Raw genomic sequence first — 14732 nt, forward strand, 5'->3', positions numbered from 1 at the left:
CGGCTTGCGGTGGCGTCCGTTGGGGCAGAGGGCGGACGCGCACCACTCATCAACGAGGTCGATCGGCTGTTTTTCGGGTGGGAGCGAGCGTGGCAGGTCGGTCTGTGACGAGGTTAGTGAGTGGTGGAGATTCGGCGGCTTCGTCAAGGGGCGCCTGGTTGGTGCTCGGTGCGATCGACTAACACCGTGGGTGCGTGAATGAGCACCGAACAGGTGTTGGAGTCCGGGGCCTGGGGTGGCTGATGGTCGGGGTATGAGAGTTCACATCGCGATCTGTTACGGGCTGACCGGCGTGCTGAATGCCGTGTGGGGTGCGACGTTGCCGGCGACGGACGCCCGGCTCGATCTGGGGGTTGGGCGGCTCGGCGTACTGCTGATGGCGCTGGCCGTCGGGGCGCTGGTGGCGATGCCGATTGCCGGGCGGGTGGCTGATCGGTGGGATGGGCGGCGGTTGCTCGGGTGGACGCTGCGGGCGGCGGCGCCCGCGCCGCTTTTGGTGGCGCTGGCACCTTCGGGTGAGGTGCTGATAGCTGCCGCGATGGGGTTCGGGGTGCTGTCGGGTGGGCTGAACGTGGCGCTGAGTTTGCAGGCGGTGGCGGTCGAGCGGGCGCTTGGGCGGCCGGTGATGGGTGGGATGCACGGGACGTGGACGTTGGGGGCGGTGCTGGGTGGGGCGCTGGCCACGGCGGGGCTGCGGTTGGGTCTGGGGGTGCAGTTGGTGCTGGTGCTCTTCGCGGGCGTGCTGGTGGTCGCGGGGTTTGCGATCACCAGGAACCTTCCGACCCCGGCCGATCAGCACGGCGCGGACAGGCACGGGGCGGGCGCCGACAGCGGAGAGCGGCCCGGCGGGGATCCGTCGGCCGGGGCTCGGCCCGGCTGGCAGCCGTCCGGCGACGAGCGGCAAATGGGACTGGTCGTGGGGCTGGGCCTCGTCGGGGCGGCGGCGTTTCTGACCGAGGGGGCTGCGACCGACTGGGCCGGTGTCCATGCGACCCGGGTGCTGGGCGCGGATCCGGCGGTCGGGTCGCTCGTCTACACCGCGTTCTTCGTCGCGATGACGGTCGTCCGGTTCGTCGGGGATCCGGTGCGGGCGCGGCTCGGGGCAACAGCGACCATCCGGTACGCCGGGGCGACGGCGACCGCCGGGTACGGACTGGTGCTGTTGTCGAGTGTGATCGAGACGGCCCGCGTCGGTACGGCGATGGCCGGGTGGATCCTGGCCGGTGCGGGGATGGCCGTCGTGTGGCCGGTGGTCGTGAGCGCGCTCGGGGCCTCCGGGGCGTCCGGGCGGCGGCTGTCGATGGTGACGACGATCAGCTACGGCGGTGGGCTGGTCGGGCCGGCGCTGATCGGGGCCGTCGCCGGGCAGGCGGGGCTTCCGGTGGCCTTGCTGATCCCGGGGGTGCTCGCGGTGGTGGTGGCGGGCGCGGCTCCCGTCGTACTGGCTCGGTGTCTGGTAGCCGGGGACCGGGCTGCGGAGGGTGGTTCGAGAGGTGGCGGCTCTGACGCGGAGGGCTGTGATGAGACTGGGAGACCTCCGGCGTGGGTGCGGGGCCGGAGTATGTGAAGCTGGAGGCGACCGGCGCGTCCTGTGTGAACGGCGACGGACCGGGAACAGGTTAGGAACCACGCCGCCCCGCGGGGTGACTTGACCTCAACCGTGGTTGAAGTTTCAAGCTGGTGTAGCTGAGACAGGACATCGGAGATACCGGCCCCCGCGCGGGCCCTGACGAAGGAGCAGAGTTGACCACGTACACGCTTCCCGAGCTTTCCTACGACTACGGCGCACTGGCGCCGCACATCGCCGGGGAGATCATGGAGCTGCACCACTCCAAGCACCACGCCACCTACGTGAAGGGTCTCAACGACACGCTCGAGAAGCTGGCCGCGGCCCGCGAGAGCGGCGACTTCGGTTCGATCGTCGGGCTGGAGAAGACCCTCGCCTTCAACCTGGGCGGGCACGTCAACCACTCGATCTTCTGGAAGAACCTGTCCCCGGAGGGTGGCGACAAGCCCGACGGTGAGCTGGCGGCCGCGATCGACGAGTCGTTCGGCTCGTTCGACGCGTTCCAGGCGCACTTCACCGCGGCGGCGACCACCATCCAGGGGTCCGGCTGGGCCATCCTCGGCTGGGACGCGCTGGGCGGCGGACTGCTGATCCACCAGCTGTACGACCAGCAGGGCCAGCTGCCGGCCGGCCAGATCCCGCTGGTGATGCTGGACATGTGGGAGCACGCCTTCTACCTGCAGTACAAGAACGTCAAGCCGGACTACGTCAAGGCGTGGTGGAACGTGGTGAACTGGGCCGACGCCCAGGCCCGCTTCGACGCCGCCCGCACCAACGCCGGCGGTCTGATCACCGTCGGTTAGTAGAAGTACCTGCAGCGTCCGGAGCACTCGCTCCGGACGCACCGCAGGTCGTCAGCGCTGGCCGCGGCCTGAGGCCAGTCTTTCGACTGCCTTCTCGATCCGGTTCCTGCGGGTCTCGGGCTTCTTCGCCTCTTCGATGCCCAGGACGAACCAGCGGCGCTGACTGTAGGAGAGGGTCTCGTAGAAGTCCTTCGCTGTGGAGTTGGCTGCCAGGGCCTCAGCGAAGTCAGCTGGTACGGCGACCTCCCGCGGCGCCGTGTCGAGTTCGAGCGTGATCTCGACCTCGTCGCCTCCCGCGACACCGGCGGCCGCGCGATTCTCCGCGCTGACGCCGACCATGAAGACCCCGCCCATCACCGCGACCGTACTGCGGTAGGTGTGGCTGCCGATGGTCACTCGTACGGCGGGCTTCTTGCCGGCGCCGAAGGACTCGACGATCTCCGGCGGCACCTCGAAGCCGACCTTCGTCGTCCCGATCAGGACGGTCCGGAACTTCATCCGAAGAACTCCTTCAGCGCGGCGGCCATCACGGCCGGGTCGACGTTGTGCTCCTGGCCGTCGAGCGTACGGTGACTCCCGTCGGACAGCCCGGCGACGACCGCCTGGTTCCCGTCGACCATCCACTGCCACGACGCGCCGCCGGTGAGCACCCGGGTCGGCACGCTCACCTTGCCGACGGCATCGACCGGTACCGAGTAGTCGCCCATCACCGTCGCGTCGTACGCAAGCGTGTGCGCGATCGCCTCCTGCGCCGGCCACCACGGCGAGGCCTTCGCCATCGCGACGAACTCCGGCGGCAGCCCCACGACCTCCGCCATGAAGTACTCCGCCGCCGCGTCCCGCCGGCCGGCCGCGACGAAGTCCCGGAAGATGTCGGCCGTGTTCGCCGGCGGCCGCGGCCGGCCGCCGTCCAGGATGTACGGCGGCTCCCAGAGCGCCAGGCGCGAGACGGGCCGCCCGGACGCCGTCGCGAGCAACGCCAGCGCCGCGCCGGACGACGTACCGTACAAGCAGGCCGATCCGCCGGCCGCCGCGAAGATCGCGTCGAGGTCCTCGAACTCCCGCTCGACGGCGTACTCGGCGGCGTCGCCGGAGTCGCCGCGGCCGCGGCGGTCGTAGTTGTAGACGGTGAAGTGCTCCGCCAGCAGCGCGGCCAGCGGCGCGTTCGACATCCGGTCGACCGAGCCGCCGCAGACCAGGACGACGGCGGGTCCCGCGCCGAGCCGGTCGTAGGCGATCGTCGTACCGTCGGCCGAGGTGACCTTGTCCATGGGTGTTCTCCTAGCGTTCAGGGGCCGCGATCCCGGCCTCACACCACTGCGTCGAACACCTCGGCCGTGGATCGACACCGCTGGGGAGAAAGTTTCAGCAGGCGGCAGCGCGGTCCAAGAGCAGCGCTCGTTCCCGCTCGTTACGGGTGAGTGAAGCGGCGCGCTCGAACTCCGCGCGCGCTTCGTCCAGCCGTCCGAGCTTGAACAGCAGATCGCCCCGGACGCTCGGCAGCAGGTGGTAGTCCTTCAGCGCCGGCTCCTCGAGCAGTGCGTCGACCGCGACCAGCCCGTTCTCCGGGCCGAACGCCATCGAGATCGCGACCGCGCGGTTCAACTCGACCACCGGCGAGGGCACGACAGCAGCCAGTACGGCGTACAGGCCTGCGATCCGCGCCCAATCGGTGTCGTCGGCCTCGGCCGCTCGCGCGTGACACGCGGCGATGGCGGCCTGCAGCAGGTACGGACCGGGCTCACCCTCCAGCGCCCAGGCGCGGTCGATGCTCTCGAGACCGCGGCGGATCAGCAGGCGATCCCAGCGGCGGCGGTCCTGGTCGAGCAGCAGCACCGGCTCGCCCGTCGGGCCGACCCGGGCCTTCGCGCGCGACGACTGCAGCTCCATCAGCGCGAGCAGGCCGTGCACCTCGGGCTCCTGCGGCATCAGCTGGGCGAGCAGGCGGCCGAGCCGGATCGCCTCGTTGCAGAGCGTCGGGCGCATCCAGTCGTCGCCCGCGGTCGCCGAGTAGCCCTCGTTGTAGATCAGGTAGACGACCTCGAGCACCGACCCGAGGCGACTCAGCAGCTCGTCCCCGGTCGGGACCTCGAAGCCGACCTCGGCCTTCGCGAGGTTCTTCTTCGCGCGGACGATCCGCTGCGCGATCGTTGCCTCGGGCGCCAGGAACGCGCGGGCGATCTCGTCGGTCTTCAGCCCACCGAGCAGCCTCAGCGTCAGGCTGACCCGCGCGTCGGTGGTGATCACCGGATGGCACGCGGTGAACACGAGCCGCAGGAGATCGTCCTCGATGGTGTCCTCGAGGATCGCCTGGACGTCGTCCTCGACCGAGTCCCCGTCGATCTCCAGCTCGTGCCCCATCTCGGCGAGCTTGCGCTGGTAGGTCTCCTTGCGCCGGATCAGGTCGATCGCCCGCCGCTTGGCGATCGCCATCAGCCAGGCGCCGGGATTCCTTGGGACGCCGGACTCCGGCCACTGCTCGAGCGCCGCGACCAGGGCGTCCTGTGCGAGTTCCTCGGCAAGGCCGACGTCGCGGACGATCCGCGCCACCCCGGCCACGATCCTGGCCGACTCGATCCGCCAGACCGCGTCGATCGCCCCGTGCGTGTCCGTCACCGTCACCCGACCGATAGAACAGCACACACGGGGTCAGAGCAAGCTGGTACGACGGGAGTGGGGGGATGGGGAGCCGGTACGACGGGGAGGCGGTTCGTGGCGAGGGCGCCCGCCGTACCAGCCGTCTCCGAACCGGCTCCCGCCCTGCCGGCCGTCTCTGTACCGGCTCCCGCCCTACCGGCCGTCTCTGGACCGGCCCCAGCCGTGCTACCGATCGGGCTCTCCGCCCCGGGGACCGCGGACCGGCAAACGCTGTACGTCGCCGGCCTGTGCCCGGGTGCCCCGCGTGACTCCCCCGGTGACTCCGCATCCCGGTCGGGTGGTCGGCGATGCCGCCGGGGCGGTCGGCAGAAGCCTCGCCAGGCGAGCGGTCGGCTTCCGGCCTGGACGCAGACCGGCACCCCTCCCCGTTGGCCGGACTCGCCGGCGGACTCGCCCTCCCCCCGGGTGCCCTCCCCGGTAACCCGCATCCCGGCTGGGGTGGTCGGCGACGCGGCCGGGGAGGTCGGCGGGGGTGAGGTCGCTGCGGCCGGGAAGTAGGTGGAGTAGGTCCGCGATGGATGGATGGCGGCGTGCCGGATCGGTGGCGGGTGGGCGCCGGGCGGGCGGATGGCGGCGGGTGCCGGATGCGTGGGCCGCGGGAGGGGTGGGCGGCGGGTGCCGCGTCCGGCTGAGGTCGGCGGCGATGCGGCCGGGAAGGTCGGCGGGGGTGAGGTCGCTGCGGCCGGGAAGTAGTTGGAGTAGGTCCGCGATGGATGGATGGATGGCGGCGTGCCGGATCGCCGGGCGGCAGCGGCGTGCGGCCGGCGGCGGCGGGCGGCCGGCGGCGGCGGGCGGCCGGCGGCGGCGGGCGTACCGGCGTACCGAGAAATCTTTGGGGGTGTGTCGATCTGGTAGTTAGCCGGTCGACGTGAGAGTAAGTGATCGACCGATGAGCGAGGGAGTGGGCAGCAGATGCGTTACATGATCATCAACAAGGCCGATGAGGCGACCGAGGCTGGGGTGCAGGTGAGTGACGAGGTCGCGGCGAACGTCGGGGCGCTGGTCGACGATCTGTCGAAGGCTGGTGTGCTGCTGGTGGCCGAGGGGGTGCACCGGAGTGCGCTGGGTGCTCGGGTGAAGGTGTCCAACGGCAAGCGGACCGTGACCGATGGGCCGTTCGCCGAGACCAAGGAGCTGATCGGCGGGATCATCGTCGTCGAGGTCCGCAACGCCGACGAGGCGATCGAGTGGGCCGCGCGGCTGGCCGAGGCGCTGGACCAGGAGGTCGAGGTCCGCCGGGTCGTCGACGAGGCCGACTTCGGCCCGGACTCCGACCTGTTCAACTGAAGGTCTGCCGGGCGCTCACCTGAGGACTCCCTTGGTCAACTCGTAGAGCCGCTGGGCGTCCGCGGGGTTGAACGTCCGCAGCGAAGGATCGACCGGCTTGTCGAGGGCTCGCAGGATCAGGCGCTCGGCGGGCTGGTCGTCCATCAAAGCGATGGTCCCGCGGATGCTCTCCTCGGGGGACTTCGCGAACACCTTCCCCAACGCACGAGCCACCGTCCGATGAGGCTGCGGCAAATGGTTGGTGCCGCTGTCGGTGTACCACGGCCGCAACTGCAGATACTTCGTCCGCCCGTCCGGATGGTTCTGCACGTAATGCACCCCCAGCAGATCATTCGCCCGCCCGGCGCTGACCATCGCCTTCACCATCCCGTACGACGCAGCGAACTGCGGATCTCCCCAGTTCACCGCCCCCTTCGTGATGCCGGTCGCACCGACGCTGACCACGAGCGGCATGTCACCGCGTTCGAGCAGACCGGTCAACCGATAGCTCAGGACGAACCGGCTCACGTAGTACAGCGAGAAGACCCCCTCGAACCCGTCGACCGTCTCGTACCGCTTCACGAACGGCATCAGCTGCGTCAGCACCAAACCGTCCAGCGCCTCGTGCCGCGCCTCGATCTCGGCGACGACCCGGTGGTTCTCCGCGACCGAACGCAGGTCCGCGCGTACGAAGCCGGCCCGCTCCCCCGCACCGAGCGCGGCCGCGTCGGCGAGGAACTGCTCGCCGCGCGCCGGCGTACTGCCGATCACCGTCACCCGGGCGCCCTGCCGCAGGTGGTACAGCGCGATCACCCGGCCCATCCCGGTCGTACCACCGGCCACCACGACGTTCTTCATCCCAGCCTCCGTCCCTAAGTCATCGATCGATGACTTACTTAGAGACTAAGCATCGCCGCGCTACCATGTCAACGATCGATGACTTGACCCACGGGAGGACCGGATGGCGCACAAACGCGATCGCGAGGCGACCCGCGCGCGGCTGCTGGACTGCGCTCGCGTCCGCTTCGCCAGAGACGGGTACGACGGCGCGAGCGTGCGCGACGTCGCCGGGGACGTCGGCGTCGACCCGGCACTGGTGTTCCGCTACTTCGGCTCGAAGTCGCAGCTGTTCACCGAGGCGATGGCCACCTCGAGCGAACCCGTCGTCCTGCCCGACGGCCCGCTCGACAAACTCCCCGCGAAGCTCCTGCGCGACCTCGTCTTCGAGGACTGGGCCGAGTACGCCGGCGAGCACCCGCTCATCGCGATGCTCCGCTCAGCCGGCCACGAGGACATGCGCGACCGCGTCCGCGAACAGGTCTGCAACGGCTATCTCGGCGTCCTGAAAGAGCTTGCCGACGGCAACGACGACGCCGACCTCCGCACCGAGCTGTTCGCGGCCTGGCTGCTCGGCATCGGCATCCTCCGCACCGCCGTCGGCACCCCCACCCTCACCAAGGCCACCGAGCAGGACCTGATGCCCCACCTGGCCACCGTCGGCGAGGCCCTCTTCGGCCGCCCGATCCCGGTCCCTGCCGAGGATTAAGGCGTCTCACCCGGCGGCTGATACGCGCAGGCGTCGCGAAGATCTTCGGTCGGACCGGCGGGCGGCGTGGTCGGCTGCCCCGGACGGTTGAGTTTGCCGGGAGGCGGTGTCGTCGGCGGGGCCTGCGTCGTGGTGACCGGCTCGTGGTCGAGGGCCTTCTCGATGGTTTCGCGCAGACCGTCGTAGTCGGGGTGCAGGTACTTCAGCTTCAGCTTCGACTGGTCCAGGGCGACGTTGGAGACCGTGCCCGACTTCACCCTCAGCGCGAGCTGGACGAGCGCCGGGAGGATCTCCTGCGGGATGTCGGTGCGGAGCAGGTTCTTGCCGGCCCGTGCGATCGCCTGGTACTTCGTGGCCAGGGTCTTCGGGTCGGCCGCGTCGACGATGCCCTTGATCGCGCAGCGCTGGCGGATCTGGCGCTGGTCGTCGTCGGCGCCGTACCGGCCGCGGGCGAACCACAGCGCCTTGAAGCCGTCCAGGTGCTGGTTCGGGCCGGGCTCGATCCACTGGCCGGGTGGAATGTGCGAGCTGCTGATGCCGCCCATCGCGACCCGCTCGTTGACGTTCACGGTGATGCCGCCGAGCGCGTCGACGATCTGGTCGAAGCCCTGCAGGTTGACCTGGAGGTAGTAGTCGATGGGCAGCCCGGTCGCCTCGCCGACGGACTGCTTGAGGACGTCGGCGCCCTCGTTGTCGGACGGGCCGAGGATGCCGGGGTGCGCCGCGGGGATGTTCTGGTACATCGCCGTCAGCATCCACTCCAGCCGGCCGGTCAGGCTGAGCCCTTCCTTGCCGAAACCGTTCGGGTAGATCTTGTGCAGCGGCGATTCCTTCGGGAACGGCATGAACATCAGCTGCCGCGGCAGCGAGATCAGCGCGGTGTCCCCGGTCTTGGTGTCGATGCTCGCGACGATCACGGTGTCGGTCCGGACGCCGATCCGTCCCTTGCCGTCGTCCCCGCCGAGCAGCAGGAGGTTGACCCGCGGCTTGTCCTCCCACGGGTCCTTCACGTTCACCGTCTGCGGCCGGGTCGCGCTCTTGCTCTCGCCCTGCGAGACGAACACGTTGGTGACCAGGTCGCGCTGCGCGAGCACACTCTGGACGCCGACCGCCGCCGGCGCGCTGATCGCGAAGCAGAGCAGCCCGACGAAGACCGCGCCGGCCGCCCGCCCGCCGGGCCCACCCGTTGCCGGGCGCAACAACCGGTGCGAGGCGACAACGACGATCACCCAGCCGAGGGCCAGCGCGCCGATCGCGATCGCGACCCCGACCAGCCGGTTCGGCACGACGCTGGACTGGACGACGTCGTCGCGGCGCCAGAACCCGACGTACAGGCCGAAGCCGATCAGCCCGAGGGTGAGCGTGAGCACGACCGCACCGATCCGGCGGCGTCCGCCGAGAATCAGCCCGCTTCCGGGCAGGAGGGCGCTGATCAGGGTCAGACCGAGTGATTGCGGCACGGTTCTGGCCCGGCTGTGCCGCCTGTCCGGCGTGCCGGTTCCTGTCCCCTCCGCGCGGGTGGCGCGTGAACGACGACCCATGGTTCCCCTGTCGATGCCCTGTGGCCTGGAAAGCCGGTACCCAGGCCGCACACTTGTCAGACGCTGGGCGGGATCGATCGGTTTACCTCGGTGGAAAGTCTACTCGTTCACGCGCCAATCGCGCCGGTTCTAGCGGGACAGGTTTCGGAACCTGCGGGCCGACAAAGGCAGGAAGACGACCACCATGAGTAGCGGCCAGATCACCGCTCCGGCCAGGGCGTGCTCACCGATCCACGACCCCGCCGATCCGCCCGGGTTGCCGAACAGCGCCCGGGCCGCGGTCGCCGTCGACGACATCGGGTTCCACTGCGCGACCGCGCCGAGCCAGTCCGGCATCGTCGAGGTGTTCACGAACGCGCTCGACAGGAACCCGATCGGCCAGATCGCCACCTGGATCACGGTCACCGACTGCGCGTTGCGGACCGACAACCCGATGAAGATCCCGACCCAGAGCAGCGCGAACCGGAGCAGCAGGAGCAGCCCGAACGCCGCCAGCGCCTCCAGCAGCGACCCGTGCCACCGCCAGCCGAGCGCGAGCCCGGTCGCGGCCAGCACGACCAGCGTGACCACCGAGTCGAGCATGTCCGCGATGCACCGGCCCAGGACGACCGCCGCCGAGCTCATCGGCAGCGACCGGAACCGGTCCGTCACCCCCTTCGCCGCGTCGGTCGTGATCGCGGTCATCGTGCCCTCCAGCCCGAAGAGCATCGACAGCGCGAAGATCCCCGGCACCAGCAGTTCGTAGTACGACGTCCCGCCCGGCATCTCCATCGCTCCGCCGAGCAGCGCCCCGAACATCAGCAGCATCAGCACCGGGAACAACCACCCGAAGATCACCAAACCGGGCTGCATCCGCCAGTGCAGCAACGTGCGCTGCGCGATCGTCCAGCCGTCGACCAGGGCCCACCTCATGCGGCCACCCCCGATCCGGTCAGGTGCAGGAACACTTCGTCCAGCGTCGGTCGTCTCAGCGTGATGTCCTCCGGTTCGATCTGTACGTCGTGCAGCGCGGTGGCGACTTCCACCAGCGCCTTCGTGCGGTCCCGGACCGGGACGCTGACGGTCAGGTCCTCGACCCGGACCTCGCCGTCGGCGTACCGCTCGACCAGCGCCTGGACCTTCGGTACGTCGGCCGGGTCGGCCAGGACGAGGTCCAGCCAGTCGCCGCCGAGCCGCGCCTTCAGCTGGTCAGGGGTGCCTTCGGCAACGACTCGGCCCTCCTTGAGCATCGAGATCCGGTCGGCGAGCTGGTCGGCTTCTTCCAGGTACTGCGTGGTCAGCAGCACCGTCGTACCGGACTTCACGAGGTCGCGGACCGCGGACCAGACCTCGCGCCGGCCCGCGGGATCCAGCCCGGTGGTCGGTTCGTCGACGAACAGCAGTGCCGGGGCAACGATCAGGCTGGCGGCCAGATCCAGCCTTCGGCGCATGCCTCCGGAGTACTTGCTCGCCGCCTGGTCTGCGGCGCCGTGCAGGGAGAACCGTTCGAGCAGCTCGTCGGCGCGGCTCTGGGCCGCCTTGCGCGGCAGGTGGTTGAGCCGGCCGAACAGCACCAGGTTCTGCCGGCCGGTGAGGATCTCGTCGACCGCGGCGTACTGGCCGACCAGCCCGATCCGCTTCCTCACCTCCTGGCCCTGCCGGCTGACGTCGTACCCCGCGACGCTCGCCCGGCCGGAGTCCAGGTCGAGCAGGGTGGACAGGATCCGGACCGCGGTGGTCTTACCGGCGCCGTTCGGGCCGAGCAGTCCCACCACCGACCCGGCCGCCACCTCGAGGTCGAACCCGTTCAGGCCCGCCCCCTCGGTGCCGCCGGGGTAGTTCTTGCGCACGTCGTCCGCGACGATCACGCGTTCTGCAGTCACTTCCACCTCGTTCTTCGTTCCGTTGGTTCGGTACGGCGTACCGTACACCGTACGATTCGGGTACGATCGGGTCAACGACGAGCGGTTGGAGTTTGTTCCCGGTGAGTGGAAAGAAGTCCGCGGCGCCCGATCCGGCGCGCAGTCTGGCCCTGCTCTGGGGCAGTCACAGCAAGCCCGGCCGCTCCGGGCTGACCGTCCGGGCGATCGTCGACACGGCGATCCAGCTCGCCGACGCCGACGGGCTGGAGTCGGTCTCGATGCGCCAGATCGCGGAGCAACTGAAGGCGGGGACGATGTCGCTCTACACGCACGTCCCAGGCAAGGGCGAGCTGACCGACCTGATGTTCGACACCGTGTACGCCGAGCTGTACGCCGACGTGGACGAGCCGGCGCGGCAGGACGGGTGGCGGGCCGGGATGGAGTTCGTCGCCCGGCGGAACTGGGAGGTGCTGATGGCGCACCCCTGGATCCACGAAGTGCCGGCGGTGCGGAGCGCGCTCGGGCCGAACGTCACGCTCAAGTACGAGGCGGAGCTGCGGCCGCTGGACGGGCGTGGACTGAGCGACGTGGAGATGGACTCGGCGCTCGCGCTGATCCTGACCCATGTGCTGGGGACCGCGCGGGCGGCGGCCGAGCACCTGCGGACCCAGCGCGAGAGCGGGCTGACGGATCAGGAGTGGTGGCTCACGACGGGCCCGCTACTCGATCGGTACATGGCCGGGCTGGCTGATCGGTTCCCGGTGGCCGGGCGCGTGGGGACGGCGGCGGGCGAGCAGTTCCAGGCGGCGATGGACGCCGACCACTCGTTCCGCTTTGGGCTGGACCGGATCCTGGACGGGATCCAACTGTTGATGGACCAGCGTTAAACCGGCAGGTGGGCTCCGGTGATGGCGTCGGAGTCGATCAGGAAGCGGATGGCGGTGGCGATCCTGGCCGGTGGGGTCCAGTGGGTGGTGTCGGCGTTCGGCCGGGCCTGGCGGTTGGTGGGGGTGTCGATGGTGCCGGGGAGGATCGTGTTGACCCGGATGTGGTCGGCGGCGTACTCGACGGCGAGGGCGTCGGCGAAGGCGATCACGCCGGCCTTCGACGTGATGTAACCGGCCGCACCAGGGAACGGTTTGAGCGCGGTCTGGCTCGACGTACAGACGATCGCGCCGCCGCCGTTGGCGATCAGGTGCGGGAGTGCTGCCTGGGTGATCAGGTAGAGCGGGCGGAGGTTGATCGACAGCTGCCGCTCGAAGTCCTCGACCGGCGTCTCGTGGACCCGCCCGCCGGCGTCGAAGCCGCCGACGAGGTTCACGAGCGCGTGCAGCGGAGCGCTGTCGTCGGACGTCGCCAAGGCGACGACGTCCGCGGCTCCCGCCGGATCGGACAGATCGGCGAGCACCGGCGCCAAGGACTCGTGAGCGCCGAGCGCGGCCAGTGACTCCTCGCTGCGACCTGGTACGACGACCCGCCAGCCACCTTCGAGCAGCTCGGCAGTGACAGCTCCACCCAACCCACCGGTGCCCCCGGCAACAATCACGGTCTGCTTCACCACAGCAGCGTAGTACGCGCACCCCGGTCGCGCCGTTCACGGCCGATCGGGGCGGGGACTTGGAGGGCGGGCCGTTACTCCGGCAGCGCGAGTGTGCGACCGGCGTCTCGGGCTGCCTTGATGGATCTGGTGAAGGTGTCCTTGAGCGCCGCGGCCTCGTCGGCGAAGCCCTGGACCACCGCGGTATCACCGGCCGGCTCAGTGCGAGCGAGCAGCTCGATGTAGCGGTCGCCGTCCTCCAGCGCCGCCTCCGCGCGGAGAGCGGCGTCGGCGGAGCGCACGCGGTCGGCGTACTGCTCGAGCAGCTCGACCTTCCGCCGGATCGCGTCGACCGAGCGGGACAGCGCACGCCGCTGGGGACCCAGTACGGCGTCCAGCTCGGCCGTCGCCATCCCGCGCGCGACCTCCTGCTGACGCGCCCGGAGCACCGACTGCTCGTGCAGGACCTGACCGATGTCCCACAACTGCTCGGGCAGGACCAGCTCGTTCTGCATCTCGTCGAGCAGCCCACGCCGGGTAACTGTTGCCTCAAGCACCGTTTTCACCGCGCGCTGCGCCCGGCCCAGCAGCTTCCCGGACGGCTCGTCGAAGTCCTCGGCCAGCAGGTACTTCCCGTGCTGCATCCGGACCAGTTTGCGCCCACGGTCCTCGACCGCCGACCGGACCGCGATCCCACCGGTCGCGACCACCGCGACCACGGCCAGCGCGACCGCCGCCCACGCCGCGACCGCGGTCGGCAACGTGATCGCCATGACGATCACCGCGAGGATCCACCCGCCGACGCAGACCGCGAGCCAGACCAGCATCGTGCCGAAGGTGTTGCCGGGCGCCTCCGACCACGACGTCCGCCGCTTCGGCCGCGCCTGACCGGCGGGCACGAACAGCTCGGGCCTGCGCTCGAACAACCGGCGTACCTCGTTCGGCACACCCGGCGCGAACACCGGATCCATCGCCACCTCCCAGCCTTCGGACGGAACTCAGCGTAGCCGCGAGCGCACCGGTTCGAGGCGGACACCCAGCCCGTCGAGTACCAGTTGCAACCCGAACTCGAACAACTGGTCCAGGTCGAAGTCGAAATCGAACCCCTCCCCCAGCCCGCGGAACCCCGGCAGCTCGCCGGCCAGGACGGCGAGCCGGTCCGCCTGCTCGCCGGCCCACTCGTCGGCGGTCATCCCGGTGTCCTGCTCGGCCAGTGCCTCCGACTCGAGGTTGAGCGCGACGCCGCGCACGTATCCGAACACCGTGATCGCCGCGTACATCGCCGTACTCGGATCGACGCCGAAGCGACCGACCGCCCGCAGTACGGCGTCCGTGTGCGACAGCAGACTCGGCAGCAGCTGCGGCCGCCCGATCGTGACCGCGCCCGGCAACCACAGGTGCCGCCGGTACGCCGCCCACTGCAGGCGCGCGGCGGTCTCGATCCCCTCGCGCCAGCCGGCCGGTTCGTCCGGCGGGAACGGGAAGTCCGCGATCGCCCGGTCGACCATCTGCAGCACCAGCGCGTCCTTGCCGCCGACGTGCCGGTAGAGGCCCATCGTCGACACCCCCAGCTCGCTGGCGATCCGCCGCATCGACAGCGCGGCCAGCCCTTCCGCGTCGGCGAGCGCGATCGCGACCCGGACCACCTCGTCCCGGCCGAGCGCCGGCTCGCCGTCCCGGACCGGCGTACGGCGAGCAGGACCGACGACCGTGCCGACCCCGGGCCGCGAGTGCACGAGGCCCTCCTGCTGCAGGGTCGTCAGGGCCTTCGTCGCGGTCGCCATCGCGACGCCGTACTCGCGCATCAGCTCACGCGTCGACGGCACGCGTTCGCCCTGACCGAGCTCACCGGTGCTGATCCGCGCCCGGATCCCGGCGGCGATCTGCTGGTACGGCGCTGTCATGCGGCCTCCCTGGGTGCCCTAGTGCACGTGGACTGGGGTCGAGCTGCTCAGGCATCGTGCTGCGTACAC

General features: G+C 70.3%; 15 protein-coding genes. 5 read left to right on the forward strand and 10 right to left on the reverse strand.

Going from position 1 to position 14732, the window contains the following annotated elements; genetic code table 11:
- The first annotated feature begins 253 nt into the window (after window positions 1-253).
- Together HDA39_RS22675 and HDA39_RS22680 are read left to right on the forward strand one after the other, a co-directional pair.
- Window positions 254-1567, forward strand: coding sequence for an MFS transporter (locus HDA39_RS22675; protein ID WP_184798155.1), 1314 nt, complete (start codon window positions 254-256; stop codon window positions 1565-1567).
- 176 nt (window positions 1568-1743) lie between these two features.
- On the forward strand, window positions 1744-2370 hold the full coding sequence (locus tag HDA39_RS22680; RefSeq protein ID WP_184798156.1) for a superoxide dismutase: 627 nt from the start codon (window positions 1744-1746) through the stop codon (window positions 2368-2370).
- Window positions 2371-2421: 51 nt separating this feature from the next.
- On the opposite strand, the gene HDA39_RS22685 is transcribed toward HDA39_RS22680, so the two are convergent.
- The 3 genes from HDA39_RS22685 to HDA39_RS22695 form a co-directional block, all read right to left on the reverse strand.
- Window positions 2422-2868 carry a YdeI/OmpD-associated family protein gene (locus HDA39_RS22685; protein ID WP_184798158.1) on the reverse strand — a complete coding sequence of 149 codons (447 nt, stop codon included), beginning with the start codon at window positions 2866-2868 and terminating at the stop codon, window positions 2422-2424.
- Window positions 2865-3641, reverse strand: coding sequence for an alpha/beta fold hydrolase (locus tag HDA39_RS22690; protein ID WP_184798160.1), 777 nt, complete (start codon window positions 3639-3641; stop codon window positions 2865-2867). Before HDA39_RS22690 ends, HDA39_RS22685 begins: the two co-directional genes overlap by 4 nt.
- Window positions 3642-3735: 94 nt before the next feature.
- Window positions 3736-4992, reverse strand: a complete 1257-nt coding sequence (locus HDA39_RS22695; protein ID WP_184798162.1) for a sigma-70 family RNA polymerase sigma factor — start codon at window positions 4990-4992, stop codon at window positions 3736-3738.
- 948 nt (window positions 4993-5940) lie between these two features.
- On the opposite strand from HDA39_RS22695, the gene HDA39_RS22700 reads away from it, so the two are divergent.
- Entirely contained in the window at window positions 5941-6315 is a 375-nt protein-coding gene (locus HDA39_RS22700; RefSeq protein ID WP_184798164.1) for a YciI family protein, read from the forward strand.
- A 15-nt stretch (window positions 6316-6330) separates the two neighbouring features.
- On the opposite strand, the gene HDA39_RS22705 is transcribed toward HDA39_RS22700, so the two are convergent.
- Window positions 6331-7152 carry an SDR family NAD(P)-dependent oxidoreductase gene (locus HDA39_RS22705; RefSeq protein ID WP_184798167.1) on the reverse strand — a complete coding sequence of 274 codons (822 nt, stop codon included), beginning with the start codon at window positions 7150-7152 and terminating at the stop codon, window positions 6331-6333.
- Window positions 7153-7255: 103 nt separating this feature from the next.
- Between HDA39_RS22705 and HDA39_RS22710 the strand changes: the two genes are divergently transcribed.
- Entirely contained in the window at window positions 7256-7840 is a 585-nt protein-coding gene (locus HDA39_RS22710) for a TetR/AcrR family transcriptional regulator (protein WP_184798169.1), read from the forward strand.
- Here HDA39_RS22710 and HDA39_RS22715 read toward each other — a convergent pair.
- The 3 genes from HDA39_RS22715 to HDA39_RS22725 all read right to left on the reverse strand — a co-directional run bounded on the left by HDA39_RS22715 (window position 7837) and on the right by HDA39_RS22725 (window position 11243).
- Window positions 7837-9300, reverse strand: coding sequence for an LCP family protein (locus tag HDA39_RS22715; RefSeq protein ID WP_337925851.1), 1464 nt, complete (start codon window positions 9298-9300; stop codon window positions 7837-7839). The genes HDA39_RS22710 and HDA39_RS22715 overlap by 4 nt on opposite strands.
- A gap of 210 nt (window positions 9301-9510) precedes the next feature.
- Window positions 9511-10293, reverse strand: coding sequence for an ABC transporter permease (locus HDA39_RS22720; RefSeq protein ID WP_184798173.1), 783 nt, complete (start codon window positions 10291-10293; stop codon window positions 9511-9513).
- A complete protein-coding gene (locus HDA39_RS22725) occupies window positions 10290-11243 on the reverse strand; it encodes an ATP-binding cassette domain-containing protein (protein WP_184798175.1) in 954 nt (317 codons plus the stop codon). Before HDA39_RS22725 ends, HDA39_RS22720 begins: the two co-directional genes overlap by 4 nt.
- 101 nt (window positions 11244-11344) lie before the next feature.
- Between HDA39_RS22725 and HDA39_RS22730 the strand changes: the two genes are divergently transcribed.
- Window positions 11345-12109: a TetR/AcrR family transcriptional regulator C-terminal domain-containing protein gene (locus tag HDA39_RS22730; RefSeq protein WP_184798177.1), complete on the forward strand. Its 765-nt coding sequence runs from the start codon at window positions 11345-11347 to the stop codon at window positions 12107-12109.
- On the opposite strand, the gene HDA39_RS22735 is transcribed toward HDA39_RS22730, so the two are convergent.
- From HDA39_RS22735 to HDA39_RS22745, 3 genes are all read right to left on the reverse strand, one after another.
- Window positions 12106-12780: an SDR family NAD(P)-dependent oxidoreductase gene (locus tag HDA39_RS22735; protein WP_184798179.1), complete on the reverse strand. Its 675-nt coding sequence runs from the start codon at window positions 12778-12780 to the stop codon at window positions 12106-12108. The two genes, HDA39_RS22730 and HDA39_RS22735, sit on opposite strands and share 4 nt — an antisense overlap.
- A 74-nt stretch (window positions 12781-12854) precedes the next feature.
- Window positions 12855-13730: a hypothetical protein gene (locus HDA39_RS22740; protein ID WP_202893099.1), complete on the reverse strand. Its 876-nt coding sequence runs from the start codon at window positions 13728-13730 to the stop codon at window positions 12855-12857.
- Window positions 13731-13757: 27 nt separating this feature from the next.
- Window positions 13758-14663: a GntR family transcriptional regulator gene (locus tag HDA39_RS22745; RefSeq protein WP_184798183.1), complete on the reverse strand. Its 906-nt coding sequence runs from the start codon at window positions 14661-14663 to the stop codon at window positions 13758-13760.
- Window positions 14664-14732 lie beyond the last annotated feature (69 nt).

The organism is Kribbella italica (assembly GCF_014205135.1).
GTDB lineage: Bacteria > Actinomycetota > Actinomycetes > Propionibacteriales > Kribbellaceae > Kribbella > Kribbella italica.